This window comes from Clostridium moutaii (genome assembly GCF_041205085.1).
Classification (GTDB): Bacteria; Bacillota; Clostridia; order Clostridiales; family Clostridiaceae; genus Clostridium_B; species Clostridium_B moutaii.
Genome location: NZ_JBGEWD010000005.1, coordinates 51354 through 68020, shown reverse-complemented (window position 1 = coordinate 68020; position 16667 = coordinate 51354). Strand labels below are relative to the sequence as shown.

At 35.3% G+C, this 16667-nt stretch carries 14 protein-coding genes; 1 reads left to right on the top strand and 13 read right to left on the bottom strand.

From position 1 onward, the window contains the following. Nucleotides 1–3 precede the first annotated feature (3 nt). Genes hypF through AB8U03_RS06810 form a run of 4 tightly spaced genes read right to left on the bottom strand, consistent with a single transcriptional unit; the run spans nucleotide 4 to nucleotide 5474 of the window. Nucleotides 4–2352, bottom strand: a complete 2349-nt coding sequence (gene hypF, locus AB8U03_RS06825; RefSeq protein ID WP_369703799.1) for a carbamoyltransferase HypF — start codon at nucleotides 2350–2352, stop codon at nucleotides 4–6. Between the two features lie 6 nt (nucleotides 2353–2358). Continuing rightward, the gene (locus AB8U03_RS06820) at nucleotides 2359–3411 is read right to left on the bottom strand and encodes a nitrogenase component 1 (RefSeq protein WP_369703798.1); all 1053 of its coding nucleotides are present in this window, start codon (nucleotides 3409–3411) and stop codon (nucleotides 2359–2361) included. Beyond that, nucleotides 3412–4716 carry a nitrogenase component 1 gene (locus tag AB8U03_RS06815; protein WP_369703797.1) on the bottom strand — a complete coding sequence of 435 codons (1305 nt, stop codon included), beginning with the start codon at nucleotides 4714–4716 and terminating at the stop codon, nucleotides 3412–3414. It abuts the gene before it with no gap. Then, nucleotides 4713–5474: a nucleotide-binding protein gene (locus tag AB8U03_RS06810; protein ID WP_369703796.1), complete on the bottom strand. Its 762-nt coding sequence runs from the start codon at nucleotides 5472–5474 to the stop codon at nucleotides 4713–4715. The genes AB8U03_RS06815 and AB8U03_RS06810 overlap by 4 nt, the downstream gene beginning before the upstream one ends. A 432-nt stretch (nucleotides 5475–5906) precedes the next feature. On the opposite strand from AB8U03_RS06810, the gene def reads away from it, so the two are divergent. Then, nucleotides 5907–6425, top strand: coding sequence for a peptide deformylase (gene def, locus AB8U03_RS06805; protein ID WP_369703795.1), 519 nt, complete (start codon nucleotides 5907–5909; stop codon nucleotides 6423–6425). 146 nt (nucleotides 6426–6571) lie between these two features. Here the strand turns inward: def and AB8U03_RS06800 are convergent, their stop codons facing one another. The 9 genes from AB8U03_RS06800 to AB8U03_RS06760 form a co-directional block, all read right to left on the bottom strand. Then, complete coding sequence (locus AB8U03_RS06800) at nucleotides 6572–6877, bottom strand: hypothetical protein (RefSeq protein WP_369703794.1); 306 nt, start codon at nucleotides 6875–6877, stop codon at nucleotides 6572–6574. 33 nt (nucleotides 6878–6910) lie between these two features. After that, nucleotides 6911–8611: a B12-binding domain-containing radical SAM protein gene (locus tag AB8U03_RS06795; protein WP_369703793.1), complete on the bottom strand. Its 1701-nt coding sequence runs from the start codon at nucleotides 8609–8611 to the stop codon at nucleotides 6911–6913. Between the two features lie 78 nt (nucleotides 8612–8689). After that, nucleotides 8690–9175, bottom strand: a complete 486-nt coding sequence (locus tag AB8U03_RS06790; protein WP_369703792.1) for a class I SAM-dependent methyltransferase — start codon at nucleotides 9173–9175, stop codon at nucleotides 8690–8692. Nucleotides 9176–9283: 108 nt separating this feature from the next. Further along, complete coding sequence (locus AB8U03_RS06785) at nucleotides 9284–10000, bottom strand: zinc dependent phospholipase C family protein (protein ID WP_369703791.1); 717 nt, start codon at nucleotides 9998–10000, stop codon at nucleotides 9284–9286. Between the two features lie 38 nt (nucleotides 10001–10038). Further along, nucleotides 10039–11346 carry a hypothetical protein gene (locus AB8U03_RS06780; RefSeq protein ID WP_369703790.1) on the bottom strand — a complete coding sequence of 436 codons (1308 nt, stop codon included), beginning with the start codon at nucleotides 11344–11346 and terminating at the stop codon, nucleotides 10039–10041. A gap of 137 nt (nucleotides 11347–11483) precedes the next feature. After that, nucleotides 11484–12365, bottom strand: a complete 882-nt coding sequence (locus AB8U03_RS06775) for a nucleoside hydrolase (protein ID WP_369703789.1) — start codon at nucleotides 12363–12365, stop codon at nucleotides 11484–11486. Between the two features lie 91 nt (nucleotides 12366–12456). Next, nucleotides 12457–14190 (bottom strand): dihydrolipoyl dehydrogenase, encoded by a 1734-nt coding sequence (lpdA, locus tag AB8U03_RS06770; protein WP_369703788.1) that lies wholly within the window; start codon nucleotides 14188–14190, stop codon nucleotides 12457–12459. Nucleotides 14191–14246: 56 nt separating this feature from the next. Next, nucleotides 14247–15611 carry a 2-oxo acid dehydrogenase subunit E2 gene (locus AB8U03_RS06765; RefSeq protein ID WP_369703787.1) on the bottom strand — a complete coding sequence of 455 codons (1365 nt, stop codon included), beginning with the start codon at nucleotides 15609–15611 and terminating at the stop codon, nucleotides 14247–14249. Between the two features lie 83 nt (nucleotides 15612–15694). Next, the gene (locus AB8U03_RS06760; protein WP_369703786.1) at nucleotides 15695–16666 is read right to left on the bottom strand and encodes an alpha-ketoacid dehydrogenase subunit beta; all 972 of its coding nucleotides are present in this window, start codon (nucleotides 16664–16666) and stop codon (nucleotides 15695–15697) included. Nucleotide 16667: the final 1 nt, after the last annotated feature.

The following is a 16667-nucleotide window of genomic DNA, read 5'->3' as shown; positions in this document are numbered from 1 at the left end:
CTTTCATCTCTTCAATTTATTGATATGTTTCATTGCTGCTACTGCCTGCCCCAGCGCGATTCCACCATCATTTGGCGGCAATAAACTATGGGTTAAAACTCTGAATCCCAGTTTTTTTAAACGGTCCAGGCTCATTTTTAATAATAACCGGTTTTGATATACTCCCCCGCTTAATGCTATGGTTTTGATTCCAGTATTTTCTGAAGCATGTGCACATCCTGCTGCAATCATGTCTGACAATTTCTGATGAAAAAAATAAGCAAGCATCTGTGAATCTTTTCCAGCTAAAATTTCCTCCAGGATTTTCTTTACTAAAACATCCGTTGCCAGAATTAACTGTCCGCCTGAATTTTCATAAACAAGATCTGCAGCTTCAATACTATCCACATTATAAATACTACCACAGCTATTATGGGCCGCACATTTTTCTTCATAAGCTTCTGCTGCAAATTCAAGAGTAGTAGAAGCCTCACCTTCAAAAGATGATTGTTTTCTAATATTTAACATAGCACTTACAGCATCGAACAAACGCCCTGCACTTGTAGATACTATGCTGTTTATTTTGTTGTGGGCCATCATAAACTGAACATTACAATTCTTCTCATCACATAATTCAAGCTGTTTTACAATTTCAGCTGCCTTTGCCTTGTCTTTGTATATACCATAGATCATGGATACTGCAATTCGCCATCCCTCTTTAGCGGACAAGTCACCACCAATCTGGAGAAAGGGTTTTATACTGCCCAGTCTGTTAAATTCATCATAAGTAACTTTTAATAACTCCCCGCCCCAAATGGTTCCGTCTGTTCCATATCCTGTTCCATCAAAGGAAACACCTATAACCGGCTCAGAATAATCATTTTCAGCCATACAGGACAGTATATGTGCATAATGATGTTGAACCTGTAGAACAGGGATTCCAATTTTCTGTGCCACGTAAGTAGTATTATACTTTGGATGCATGTCACATGCCACAATGGTTGGCGTGATCTCAAGCAAAGTTTCCAGTCTTGCAATTGACTCCTTCAAAGCTTTTACTGTTCTTAAATCTTCCATATCACCAATATATGGGGACTGATAAAACAAATCATTTTTACCTACACAAAAAGAATTTTTCAATTCACCGCCAACTGCCAGTACTTCCCCTTTAAATCCCTTTGAAATGATAAATGGCAGCGGTGCATATCCCCTGGAACGCCTTATCATATAAGGTTTTCCTTCAAAAAAATCCATAACCGAATCATCTGCACGAATACGAATCATTCGGTCATGTGATAAAATAACATCACACATCTTTGATAATTCTGCTATTGCATCATTGTCATCCCTGCATATTGGTGCACCTGATGTATTGCCGCTTGTCATAACCAGGCAATCCGGCATTGCTATATCATCCTTATATGTGAATATCAACAGTTGAACAGGAGCATATGGAAGCATTACTCCCACCTTGGGATTATCAGGTGCCACAGCATCACATAACATTCCATTCAGCTTTTTTTTCAGAAGTATGATTGGTTTCTGATGTCCATCCAATACTTCTTTTTGAACTCTTGTAACTTCACATTCACGTTCTGCAGTTTCCATGTCCCGCATCATAACTGCTAAGGGCTTCGCCGGCCTCCTCTTTAATGTTCTAAGTCGCTGCACCGTTTCTTGGTTTGTGGCGTCACAGCAAAGATGGAAACCTCCAATTCCCTTTATAGCTGCAATCCCCCCATCATGGATTACTTGTCTTGTATAAGTAATTGCAGCGCTGCCCCGTTCATTTCTTCCAATGAGATAAACCTCCGGACCGCATTCATTGCAGCATACCGGCTGTGCATCATATCTTCGAGTTTCCGGGTGAGTGTATTCATATTCACACTCTGGACACATGGGAAATTGACCCATGCTGGTACGTACACGGTCATACGGCATGGAATCTAAAATAGTAAGCCTTGGTCCACAGCATGTACAGTTTATAAAGGGATGAAGATATCGTCTGTCCTTCTTATCAAAAAGTTCTCTTGTACATTCCGGGCAGATAGCAATGTCTGGAGATACAAAAATCTCACCTTGTACATGTTCACTTTCAATAATTTCAAAGTTCTGAAATTCTTCTGACTCTTCCACTTCATGCACATCAATTTTTAATATTGATGAACGTTTTGGAGGGTTATGCTCCAAATGGTAGAGAAAACCTTCTAATTCACTGTCACTGCCCTGGGCCCATATTTCTACATAAGGTCCCTTGTTGCACACGCTTCCCAATATATGATTTTTATCTGCATGCCGACTTACTGTAGGTCTGAAACCAACTCCCTGGACCACACCATAGATTCTAATCAATAGAGTTTTATACTTTTTCATCTCATATCACATCTTTCCTGAAACTGCAAAATGTGGTGTGTCTACATACCTTCCCCTGAAGTTAGGTATTGCACGTTTCAATATACTATCTCCTACAATTACATCGTAGTTTCCCTGCTGGATGAGTTCCACAAACTGGTCCTCTTCTGTAAGAGAAATATCCCCAGCTTGGCTAAATTCCTCCTTTAGCATAAACCAGGAAGCAACTGTTACATCTGAATTCACATTTCTATTTATTTCATCTCTGATAGAATTTGCAATGACCTGCTGATGTACTACTAAAACCTTTTTACCTGAAAAATTTTTAAACTCTTCTTTCATTTCATCCTTTAATATATCTCCAACCAGTGGATAAGCAGCCTCATAAGGTGTGCCGAATCTTTTTTTTAAATACTGTGCAGCCTTTAACCCGGCAGGAGATACTACCACATTCTTTGCAACACTTCCGGCAGCTTCTACCTTTGACAAATCTACTCCCATACCATAGCAGTAAACATTTTTAAAAGCCTCAGCTTTTAGTGCAGCTTCTATTTTATCTGCTGCCTTTAAGTCGCTCATGTCAAGTGGAATTACTCCAATTACACCAACACTCTCTTTCTCTACTTTCACTCCATCCTTTGCAAACCTCTTAAATATTTTAAGATAAGCTTTTTCAGCTCCCACATCATATAAATCCATACCAGTAGTTTCTATGGCAAGAACAGGTATCCCAAGTTTCTTTTCTGCCATTTTCCTTATTGCATTGTAATCAGTAGCAATAACTGTCGGTACCGGAGTTCCTATAACTGCTGCAAATTTCGCTTCCACTTTTTCAGCTACATCCGCAAGTTTTGCCACAAGCTTGTCATCACGTCCCAGTATAGCATCCATATCACGAAGGCCGGCACTGAAAATAGTACTTTTTTCTATGGCCCATCTGGGCTCATCAAATCCACATACATTACCAGTACATCCTCCTGCATCGCAAATAACTATAATTCCTCCCAATTTATAAAGAACAGCTGCCGCACCAGACTGGTCCGGTGCAAAAGGTGATATATATTTTCTTAACCCTTTCATCTATGCCTCCTTATCAGAACAATCCAGTGAATGTTTCAGTTCTTCAAACAATTTTTTTACACCAGCATACCCAAATGGCTGAATATCCTGCTTCCATGGTACATTTACACAATCAGGATGGTAGTACTGGGCATCCTTGCCAATGGTTATATCAATGTTTTCCCTACTGCAGTCATAATAAAGCATGGTAGGTTCCAGACTGGAATAAATCTTGGTGTCAGGACTCAGTTTTGCAATTTTTCTGATATAAACAAAGTCTTCCACAGCAAGATTGCCGTATATTTCAGCTACCTTGAATCCATATCTGATAAGCGCCAGAGACAACTCAAAAGGATTGGCATTCATGGCCTCACCTACTGCAAATGTTATATGAGGATAAACAGCTTTCAATTCATCTATGGCCTTTTCCGCTTCCCCATAATACTTTTGATCATCAAAGCTCGTACCAAGGGCTCTGGTGAAAATCCGGTATTGATTCTGTATCTTATCTATCTGATACAGCCTTGTAAGCTCTGCTGCCGGAATACCCAGCCGTTTCATAATATCCTGTGCTGCAAATCTTGCTTCTGGATTTAATACAATATTAAAATTTGCCTCCGCCATGTGCATATATTCATCAAAGTCTCTGCAGCGGGAGATTTCATTTATTTTCTTCATGCCAATCTGATGCAGCAAATCATATAGTTCGCAATCATCTGTAAGTGGAGCAAAATATCCAAGTATATTAACTGTATCCAGTTTTTTTTCCATTGGCTCAAGCAGGGAATAAATAGACTGCCTTACATGTACCATAGGAGGCTTACGGCCTTCTCTCGTCAACGCATACATATAACAGGGAAGAACAGGAATATGCACCTTGTCCATGGCCTTTCTGCAAACACGCTCCATATCTGTTCCCAAAAGTGCATCAACGCATGTAATACAGATCATAACCACTGATGGCATACTTGGCATGCACTGGCAGATTTCTTCCACTGCCTGTGGAATATTCTTTAAATGACCTCCAGTAACAATATCAGTTTCATTCATTATCAAATAGAAAATTCTATCACTATATTCACCCGGTTCACTTAATGTTGTTGTATTCCTGCCGCAACATCCCGGAGCTACTAAAAGCATAATTGACCCCGGTATTGCCAATGCTGCGCGCTTAACTCCAAACCCCTGGGCACCAGGTGAATTAAAAGAAAGCGTTGCCGGTGAACTGTAGATCAAATGAGTATTGGAAATAAGTTCTGCAGGAATATTATCTTTACCTGCTGCAGCTAAATTTTCTGCTGTAATATAATATGACTCTTTTTTCATTTCATCTCCTCACCTTTAATCAATAATTTGGCTAAATTAAAAAAACACTGACTTATTGGAAGGTTAGGATCTCCTTCAATAACTGTTTTGCCCATTTCCTCAAAACGATTGATATCCTGATTTCTCGGAATGTCACCTACAATTGGAAGACCAGCCCCATCTGCAAAGTCTTTTACCTTTTTCTCTTCATTTTCAACATTTCTATGATTGAATACGATACCAAGCACCTTTGCATAACTTCTATCTTCAAAATTTTTGACTGCGTTATTTATATTATTGGCTGCATAAAGAGCCATTTTTTCACCCGAAGTAACAATGAGTACTTTTTCAGCATATCCTTCACGAATAGGCGCTGCAAATCCACCACAAACCACATCACCTAAAACATCATAAAGTACAATATCAGGTCTGTATGTTTCAAAAAGATTTAATTCCTCTAATAGATTAAATGTAGTAATAATGCCTCTGCCCGCACAACCCAAACCAGGTGTAGGGCCTCCGGTCTCTATACAAAGAACATTTCCAAAACCTACTTTTGAAATATCTTCAATTTTTTCCGGTTCCATATCAAATTCCCTCATATAGTTCATCACAGGTATTAATGGTTCTCCTCCAAGCAGGTTGATGCTGGAATCTGCTTTAGGATCACATCCTATCTGAATAACTTTTTTCCCCAACATGGCAAAGGCTGCTGACAAATTACTAGTAATTGTAGATTTTCCAATGCCGCCTTTCCCATATATGGCTATTTTCAGCATTTTTTAACCTCCTACGAAATTCATTTATAATTGTGGCATATTATATATGCAGTACTTTTTTTCTTATGTAAAAAAGTTCCTCCCAAGTTTGGGAAGAACTTAAATGCGGTCATAATATATAAATAATGCACTAATGCAAAATATTACTTTTTTACTGCCCGCTCTTTATCTCAGGACACCTTCGCTTCAGAGTGACAAGAATATTAATTTTTAATTAATATATCAAATAAAAGTTTTCTAAAATTTTTATATATTCAGTTTATCACTCAAAACTGGTACTGTCAAGAACTTATGCCAAATTATAATCGGAATCTATAATTTTTCTTACAATAATCTCAAATTACCACTAATCAACAGGTTAAAATCTTAAAATATTTTTGTGTTCTAAACTTCTGCATTTATATTCAAAAAATTGATCCTTTCATAAAATAAATGTATAATTTATGTATCGATAATTTACAGGGAGGTAATAATTTGGCAGTAAGAGAAATATTACAATTTGGAAATAAACTTCTAAAAAGAGTTAGCAGACAAGTTAGGAAAATAGATGATGATACTTTAAAAGTTATTGAAGATCTTAAAGATACTCTCAGCAATAGTCCCGGCGGTGTGGGCCTTTCTGCCCCCCAGATAGGAATACTTAAAAAGATAATAATCGTAGACTTAAAAGAGGAAGATTCCAAACCTATGATTTTAATAAATCCTAAAATAGTTAAGAAGATCGGCAGACAGGAAAGTGTGGAAGGATGCTTAAGTTACCCTGGCTATGAGGGCATCGTAATAAGACCCAAAAAAACTATAGTAACAGGGCAGGATATAGAGGGTAATGAAGTGACTTACAAGTTGGATGGCTTGATATCCAACGTATTTTGCCATGAAATAGATCATTTGGATGGTATTTTATATACGGACAGGGCAAAGAAAGTATATAAAGTGAATGTTTCCGATTAATACAATTAAATATATAAAATAGGGCTGTCCCATTTTAGAAATTACTTTTTATCTTAGGACAGCTCCCAGCTATATTTCAATTCAGTGGAGAAAAACTTTCCTTATGGGCAAACTCCACCATACCCGAAAATCACTTGATGAAAGTATTAGAGATACTTTACAGATATCCCCTTTGAGCCAAACAAACTTCCGATGAGAGGCAATTTCACCTTTTCATATATGAGCACTTTTTCTTCCATTTCAAGTCCTTTTTCCACATATACATTTATACCATTATAATTATAACTATTAAATACTTTTTTACTTCCTTTAAAATCTTTTGAAAATTCTATAGTTATCTCCCTTACCTCCATAGAACAACATCCTCCAGATGCGGAAATAGTTTTAACTACAAAATCCCCACCTTTTTCTCTTGCATAGTTAAGAGCTCTATCATCAATGGTCAGATTCACAATATCAACTCCCCTCAATGTAAATTAAATACTTTAGAATAAGTACAGTTCCTTTTCTCCATCAAATATTACATATCCCTCTTTTTTTTCTATTAAAGAGTCTTTTAAAAGCTTTTTTATATTTATAGAGAATTTTTCCATGTGATAATTTTTTGATACCTTTATATCTTTATTTTGTATTTTTTGTTTTATAAGTTTTTCTCCATATTTATCTCTATACCTTAACAAAAAATCCGGAAGCCATTTCTTCTTATTGAACTTAAGATAATCATACTTTATTATCTCATTTAACTCAATATTTTTTTCATTTAAATACTGTTCCTCAAATTCAATAAATACCTTATAGTACTCCGCTGACGATATATTCCTATTCAAATATCCCATTTCATAAAAAAACATGCCCATTTCATAATAAAAATCAAAAGCAGTTTTAAATTTAGAGATAAAATAATTCAATATATGTATGAATTTCCCTGAATTATAGTATTTATCCAGAACTTTTTCCAATCTCTTTAATATGACAATTTCATCATAACTCATATGGTTTGTTTTCAGGATCTCATAGGGAGCATAAGGTGAATATACCATGCCCCAGTTTTTTACTTCTTCTCTCATGGATGAGCCCTTTAAAAGCTTTAAGAATCCAAGTTGAATTTCTTCTGGTTTTATAGAATACACATTATTAAAGGATTCTTTAAAGGACTTAAAATCTTCTCCCGGAAGTCCCGCTATTAAATCCAGGTGCTGTTTTACATTGTGATACCTTTGGACCTTTCTGACTTTTTCCTCTATTTCCTGAAATTTAACATGCCTATCTATATTCTTTAAAACCCTGTCATTTGTGGTTTGAACCCCAACTTCAAGCTGAATTCTTCCTGCAGGAGATTTCTGAAGCAATTCTATTTCATCCTCTGTAAGAACATCTGCTGAAATTTCAAAATGAAAGGTAGTATCCGTATCCACATCTATTATGAATTTCCAAAGTTCCATGGTAAATTTATGATTGCAATTAAAAGTTCTATCTACAAATTTTATAAGTCTTATATTCTGTGACATTAAAAATTGAAGTTCTTCTTTCACCCTTTTTATATTTAAAAACCTGACACCTTTAATAGTGGAAGATAGACAATACTTGCAGGAAAACGGGCACCCACGGCTGGATTCATAATATATAATTTTATTTTTAAAACTTTCTTCTGTTTTATATGGGAATATTATTTTATTCATGTCCATTAACTCTCTATTTTCATTTAAAATCACTTCATGATTCCATTTAAAACAAAGTCCCTTTATATCCTTAAGCTTCAAGAAACTGCTTTCATTATTTTTTTCTCTTGATTTTCTAAAATACTCTATTTGAAACTTTACGAATTCATAATAACTTTCTTCCCCCTCACCTACTATTACATATTCTCCAGCGGCATCCTTTAAAAAACTATAACTGTCGTAGGATACTTCTGGTCCCCCATATAAAATTTGAATTTTTGGGTTTATCAGCTTAATTAGTACAGCTAATGACTTAATATATTCTATATTCCATATATAACAGGAAAATGACACTATATCGGGTTTTTCCGCTATAATCTCCTCCAACACTCTTTCTTTCATATCATTTATTGTAAACTCTCTTATAGTACAATTATATTCAAGTTCTTCAGTATACGCCCTTAAATACCTCACTGCCAAATTGCTGTGAATAAATTTTGAATTTAATGCGGTCAGTAATATTTTCATATAAATTTTTTCTTTTCCTCCAAATCAATCTGGTCTTTTAATACAAAGTCAAATTAAAATTTAAAATTTTATTTCAAGCTACATAATATCCTTTTTCTGAGCCTTTATATAATAAATTCCATCTGAATTTCTAAAATCCAAAACTTTAAAATACTCCTCTAACAGTTTTAAGGTATTTTCCTTAGAACTGTTTTTTAAAATATTAAAATCCCTTATTCTTATTTTTTTAAGTTTTCCTCCAGGTACTGCTATTTTTACATCTGCACAGAAAATCTTATTATATCCTTTGTCTATATCCCATATATGTAAAAAGCCACTTTTATTCAAATATTTATATATATCCAATATAAAATTTTTCTTTTTAAAATTAAAGCAGAGTTTGTCAAAGGAAAACAGCAATATACAATTGTCATAATAGTTCTCCTTTATATTTTTTCCCTCATCCTTTCCATTTACATATTCCACATTTATATTATCATTAAATTGTTTATATATATTATACACTATGCCCTGATTATCCAAACCCACATCCAGTAAATTTCCCTTAAATATTTCATTTTCCATATTTATAAATATATTTCTATTCAATTCAATCACTGTCCTTTACAAACATATAGTTAAATTACATAATATGTTATATATGTTCTGTAAAAGAAAAAAAAATCCTCCAATCTATGGAAGAATTTTAAAGTTTTTTATTTCCTTGAAATATTTGATCATGAATCCTGCCGTAGTTCTCTCAGCTTCTTTTATAATAGTCATGGCTATTTTCCAATATCTTTCTTCCCTGGATTCTATATTTCTATTCTTTATATAAGTGCTATTTGCCATTATGGCGTTATTTTTTATAAAATCATCTACTTCATCATATACTATAGGCCCATCTTCCGTTGTAAAAGAATAATCTGTCATAAGCCTTCCTATTATCCAGAGTTCAAATTTTCTATGACTGTTTAAAAGCTTATTATTTACATGATGTGGAACTGTAACATCTTGAACAAGATGACAGGATGCCCCAAAATAAAATAACGCCCTTTGAATTTCTTCATTTTTTAAAAGCTGTAATGACTGGCTATAATATTTTTTACACTCCGTCAGTGCATCTGAGAACCCATATAATCCCTTGCCCTTGGTTATATGATAAAAATGGTTTGAACTCTTAAAATCTTGATCTGCCCAGGTAACTCCTCTATTTAAAGTTCTCACATATTCTTTAAAAAAATTATATTCTTTCATATATCCATTAATTTTTAATATTTCTATAGCCTGTATAATTATAAATTTATGCACAGTACAATTGGTCTTCATAATCTTTTTCTTAAGTGGATTTACTGCAAAGAATATGCCCCTTACAGCATTGCCATAAGTTTTTTCAATTCCACGTTTCATCCAAAAATAATCTCCTCTTCAAATATAATAATACAACATTAAGAATTTTGGCTTTTTAAAATTAATATGATTCCCAGTATTGCCGCTAAAAGCGAATATAGATAAATGTTTTTGTCCATTGACGGATTTACATTAATTTTACCTCTTTTTATACTATATAAATAACCATCCCTTCCGTCAAGTGTCAATAATGATTTATTATACACCTTCATACTGGAAATTTTAGAATTACCCTTAAATTTAATCTCTGCCAAAGGCGAGCCTGCTCCACGAAAACTATAGATCATATTATCTGACTTATCATAAAAAAATATGCAGTCTCTTGATTTTAAATCTCCATTTACATCTACAGCCAGAGCTCCCATAGTACCTACAGTTTTATGCTGGTACAGTGGAGCGGGAGGATTTGTGCTTGGATGATTGTCAAGTATAAATTGCAGTGGAGAACCTTTGACACTTTTAAACTTTGGAGAAGTAACCGGGTCACCGCCGCTGTAATCTGGCCATCCATACCACATTCCCTTTTTTATTTCATATATATAGTCCGTATCTCCTATAACAGGCCTGCTTCCTCTATTTTCCATACCTCCTACATCACATATAAGCCCACTCTTGCTGGTAAAATCCATTCCTTCTATATTTCTTATTCCCCAGGCAAAAGTTTCACTGCTGCCATTTTTTAAATTATATATTATTATAGATGCATTTCCCGGAAAGTGCTGGGGTACTATCTGTCCCTTCAAGCTCTTGGTGTTATAGCTTTGAAATGCGCCCCTCTTATACTTTCCAAAATTAATTCCTCTCAGCGTTATATCTTCTGGTGTTATATCATGAGCATAAAAATTATTCTTAATCCATTTATTATCCTCTCCTACTACAGCTGAATTAGTTGCAGCCCCTATGGAAATGTATATATAGTCTTCATTTACTCTTAACAGACTGTCTTTATAATCCCCATAATTTGGTATGTCCTTTATAAGAACTATATTCCTGCCTTGATTTATATTATAACAGTATATTTTATCCCCTGAAGAATAATATAAATTATTTTTGAAATAGTCTATGCTGTAAATGTCTAAATTGGAATCTTTGAGTATATCATAACTTTTGCCGTTACTTTCTATAATCTGTATTCTATTCTTATAGGCTATGTAATAATTATCTTTTTCATCTTTTGTAAAATCCACTGAATCCTTTAACCCACTATATTTTAAACCACAGCTCAAAGCATTATCTTTTAGCTCAATCTGAATTTTAGGATGTGTTTTATTAAAATAAAGCTGAATCATAAAAGCTGCTGCAGATATAATTACAAGCATTGATAAAATTTTTAATAATTTTTTCATATATAATACTCTCCTTAAATATAGATCTTAAAATATATATATTATAAAAAATCTCTGCATATGAATATTTATGGGCAGAGATTATCATAATTTTATATAATAAAATTATCTGGAGTATATGATTTTTAAATATATCATTAATTATTAATGCAGCATTTTTTTAAACCATTTAAAAGTACACTATTAAATTTTTCAATATCGATTATATCATAGGGCATATTTACCTCATTCCCTAAATTGGTTTTATACGTTTCTCTCATATATCCCCGTTTTAAATCTTCCAAAGTAGGCTTTAAGAACATTTTTCTATTTAAAAATAATTCAGGATTTGTTATATAAAGTGCTGCCGCCGCATCCCAATTACAAAAGCCTTTAATTTTAAATCTACTATAATTTAAATCAAACCAATCCTTTATATTAGCATATATAAAATCAAATATTTCATTAGAATTCTGCTTTTTTAGAATATCCATTTCTCTTTGCCCAAATATAGCTTTAGCTGTAACATGTGCATTTAATATAGTCATATTTACTTCGGAACTCAACAGGATAAAAGAAGCTTCTGCATCTTTAGATAAATTCAATTCACTTATTTCCCTGCCATTTATTATAATAGGCCTTAAAATACCTCCCATTATAACTATTTCTTTTACATTTTTAAAAAAATTTTTATCTTCCATGTATGCTCCATATAAATTTGTCATAGATCCTGTGGCAAGTATGGTTATATCTCCAGGACTTTTTCTAGCCATTTCCATCATAAAACTTGATGACTGGCTTTTTCTGGATACATGGGGATCTTCCCCCTTTAATATTGGAACCTTAGATATATTAAGTCTTGCTAGCATTTTATTTGTATTTTCATATACTTCTTCCACCTCAGCATTCCCACTGGTAGTACATATTCCTAAAAGATTTACGTCTTCTCTCCCCAGTAAATACAGCATAGTCAACCCATCGTCCACATCCTTGCCATATATGCCCATGGTATTGTCACAATCGTATATTATATTATGCATATAATGTCACCCCTTCATATGTATTATACATAAATAATTCTAAGCTTTAATAATTTTATTAAAGCTTAGAATTATTAAAATCACTTGATTTTTAATTTACAGAATTAAGCGATCTGTTTTGAGCAGCCAGTGCAGCTTCCTTAAAAGCTTCTCCTATGGTAGGGTGGGCGTGTACAGTAGTGATTATTTCATCCACAGTAGCTTCAAGTCTTAAAGCCAGTGCACCTTCTGTTATAAGATCCGTGGCTCCAGGTGCCATGATGTGCACCCCAAGGATTTCCTCCGTTTTTTTATCCGAAATAATCTTGATTATTCCATCTGCTTCCTTGGATATCATTGCCTTTCCATTGGCTCCCATTAGGAAAATCCCTGTTTCATATTCAATTCCATTTTCCACTGCCTGTTCTTCCGTAAGTCCTACGGAAGCTATTTCAGGCTTTGTATATACGCAGAACGGTACAGTCTTATAATCCATTTTAACATCTTTTCCCGATATATTTTCTGCTGCAACAACACCCTGTTCGGATGCAACGTGGGCAAGCATATTTTTTCCCGTACAATCTCCTGCTGCATATATATTGCTTATATTTGTTTTCATATGATCATCTACACATACATTATCTTTTTCCATTCTTACTCCAATTTTATCCAGGCCAAGTCCTTCTGTATTAGCCTTCCTTCCTATGGTCACCAGTACTTTTTCAGCTTCCACACTAAAACTCTCATTTCCTTTGTCGAAGTCGACCTTAAGCCCATTCCCCGCCTTTTCTATTTTAGTAACTTTGCATCCGGTATTTACTACAGCACCTTGTTTTGACAATTTATCGCCAATTAAATTTGAAATTTCTCTATCTATAGGCGCTAAAATAAACGGAAGTCTTTCCAGAATCGTCACTTTCTTTCCAAGCTGACTAAATAGACTTGCAAATTCTACGCCTATTACCCCAGCACCTATAATTACAATTGTCTCCGGAAGGGATTTTAAATTCAGTGCACCGGTGCTGTCAATTACACCTTCCAGTCCTATTCCAGGTATAAACGGTACAAATGGCAGAGAGCCCGTGGAAATTATGGCATTGTCAAAAGCAACTTTTTCAGTTCCGCCATCTTCTTTTGTAACTAAGATGGATTTTTCGGTTTCCATCTTGGCAAATCCCTTTATTATATTTACTTTATTATATGCCAACAACCCCTTAACACCTGCAACAAGTCGTTTAGTTATCCTTTTCTTTCTCTTTTGAATATTATTCCAATTTATACTGACTTCACCTACATCAATTCCCAGATTCCTGCTGTCTTTAATTTCACAATACACATCTGCCGAGTGCAGCAGAGTCTTTGTAGGTATACATCCTACATTCAGGCAAGTTCCACCAAGCTCTGCATTTTCAACAAGGGTTACCTTATTGCCCAGCTGTGCAGCACGGATGGCAGCTATATAACCACCGGGCCCGCCACCAATAACCACCACATCTTTTATCCCTGCCTTTTCTGCTGCGTTCTGAACTTCTGGCTCTTCTGATTTTTCAGCCGATGTTCCCTCTTCATCTGCTCCAGCCTCTTTTAACAGATTTGAGATATCTTCATTTTCTGCTGCTATTATAGCAACAGGTGCCAGGCATTTTACCGTTTCCCCCTCTTCTACAAGTATTCTTCTTACAATTCCATTGTCTTTTGCCTCTACTTCATTTGTAAGCTTATCTGTCTCAACCTCAAAGAGAATTTCTCCCTTTTCAATTTTATCTCCTTCTCTTTTATGCCACTTTGCCAGCATACCTTCAGTCATTGTAAGACCAAGTTTCGGCATTATCTCCAAACAACTCATTTGAGACCCTCCCAAGTCAAGATTCTATACATTTTTAAAATTAACATCTACTTATTTCAGAGTATAAGCAGTCCCGGTTTTTCCACATACTGTTTAACTCTCTGTAAAAATCTAGCTGCATAAGCTCCGTCTATGGCTCTGTGATCTGCTGTAAGTGATAAACTCATAAGTGGTTTTATCACTATTTCGCCATTTTCCACTACTGGTGTTTCAACAATTTTATTCACTCCAAGAATAGCTACTTCCGGCTGATTTATAATAGGAGAAAAAGTATCTATGCCGAACATGCCAAGATTTGTTATAGTAAATGTACCTCCCGTCAAATCATCAGGTCCCAGCTGATTTTCCCTTGCTTTTTTTGCAAGCTCTTTAAATTCAGTGGTAATCTGCTTAAGTCCCTTTATATCACAGTCCTTTATTACAGGAACTAGAAGTCCATCCTCCAGGGCAACTGCCACTCCCATGTTCACATAATTCTTTAAAATAAACGTATCACCTTCTACAGAGCAGTTGGCAAGTGGAAATTCCTTAAGCACCTGTGAAACTATCTTTATAAGCAAATCCGTATAGGTTACTTTGAAAATATCCTTAAAACTGTTTTTCAGTCTCTTTAATTCCGAAGTGTCCATACTCATGTTATAAGTAACTGTAGGTGACACACTGACACTTTGACTCATTCTCTTTGCAATAACTTTTCTCATGCCCGACATCTTCACTTCTTTTTCACCGCGATTCACTTCTTTTACTGTCTGCTGCGGCAATACTTTCTCTTCAGCTTTTTCTTCAGATACTGCTGCTGTCATTTTAGCCACCTCTGAAGCTTCCAGCACATCTTTTTTCATTATCCTGCCATCTTTTTTTATACCGACAAGATCCACATTCAGTTCTTTGGCAAGCTTGGCAGCAGCAGGAGATACTTTAATTCTATTGTTTTCAATATATCCTTCCACATCTTTCTTAACTATCCTGCCCATGGGGCCCGTTCCTGTTATGAGTTCATAATTTGCACCGCTCTGTCGGGCAAGTTTTCTGGCCACAGGTGATATTTTTATTCTACCTCCAACTTTCACTGGTTCAGCAGTTTTAGCTGGGGTCTGTACTTTAGGCTGCTTTTCCTCCTCTTCCTTTTCACTTTCACCGTTTTGGGAACCTGCTTGTTTTAACAGTTCTGAAATATCTTCATTCTCATCTGCTATTACAGCTACCGGTACCAGGCATTTAACGGTTTCACCTTCTTCAACAAGTACTTTTCTAAGCACTCCTCCTTCTTTTGCCTCTATTTCATTTGTAAGTTTATCTGTTTCAACCTCAAAGAGAATTTCTCCCTTTTCAATTTTTTCTCCTTCACTTTTATGCCAATTCACCAGGGTCCCCTCTGTCATGGTCAGTCCAAGTTTCGGCATCACTTCAATACAACTCATTAAAAACCCCCCTAAAATCTAGATTGAATATAATTGAGATGGTGTAATTCAGAGAAATATTCCCTGAATTACACGTTTACATATTAAAATGTTTTTTTGACAGCGGCTACTATCTTATCTGAATCAGGCAGTATATAACTTTCAAGCTTTGGTGAAAACGGTATCGGCACATTGTAGTTTCCAATTCTGACTACAGGAGCATCGAGATAATCAAACAGTTCTTCACTTATTACGGCGGAAATCTCTCCACCAAAACCTCCTCTTTTAGCTTCTTCCGTTACAACTACTGCCCTGTTGGTTTTTCTTATTGAATTGAATATTGTATTTTTGTCGAAAGGGAAAAGGGTTCTTGGATCTATTACTTCTGCATCAATACCTTCTCCTGAAAGTTTTTTAGCAGCTGAAAGGGCTTCATCAACCATTCTGCCTGTTGCCACTATGGTAACATCCTTTCCTTCTTTTTTTACATCTGCAACTCCAAATGGTATTGGTGCTGAATTTTCATCTACATCACCCTTCTTAGGATAAAGACCTTTATGCTCGATGAATACCACAGGATTATCATCCTCTATTGATGTAAGCATTAATCCATAGGCATCTGCTGCTGTAGTAGGATAAACCACCTTAAGTCCTGGAACATGTGTAACCCAGGCCTCTAAACACTGTGAATGCTGAGCTGCTCCCTGAAATCCAGCTCCACATGGAACTCTGACTACCATAGGTAAATTTATTTTACCTCCAAACATATATCTCAATTTTGCGGCCTGATTAACCAGCATATCCATTCCCACTGTCATGAAGTCCATAAACATAAGCTCTGCAATAGGCCTCAATCCTGTAGCAGCGGATCCAATAGCACATCCTAAAATGGCACCTTCTGAAATAGGAGTATCTCTCACCCTCATTTCACCAAATTCATCATACATTCCCTGGCTTACTCCGAAACACCCTCCAAAGGGTCCTACATCTTCACCAAACAACAATACATCTTTGTCCTGTCGCATTTTAGTACACATGGCATCCTTTATTGCTTCAGAAAAAGTTATCTTTGACATA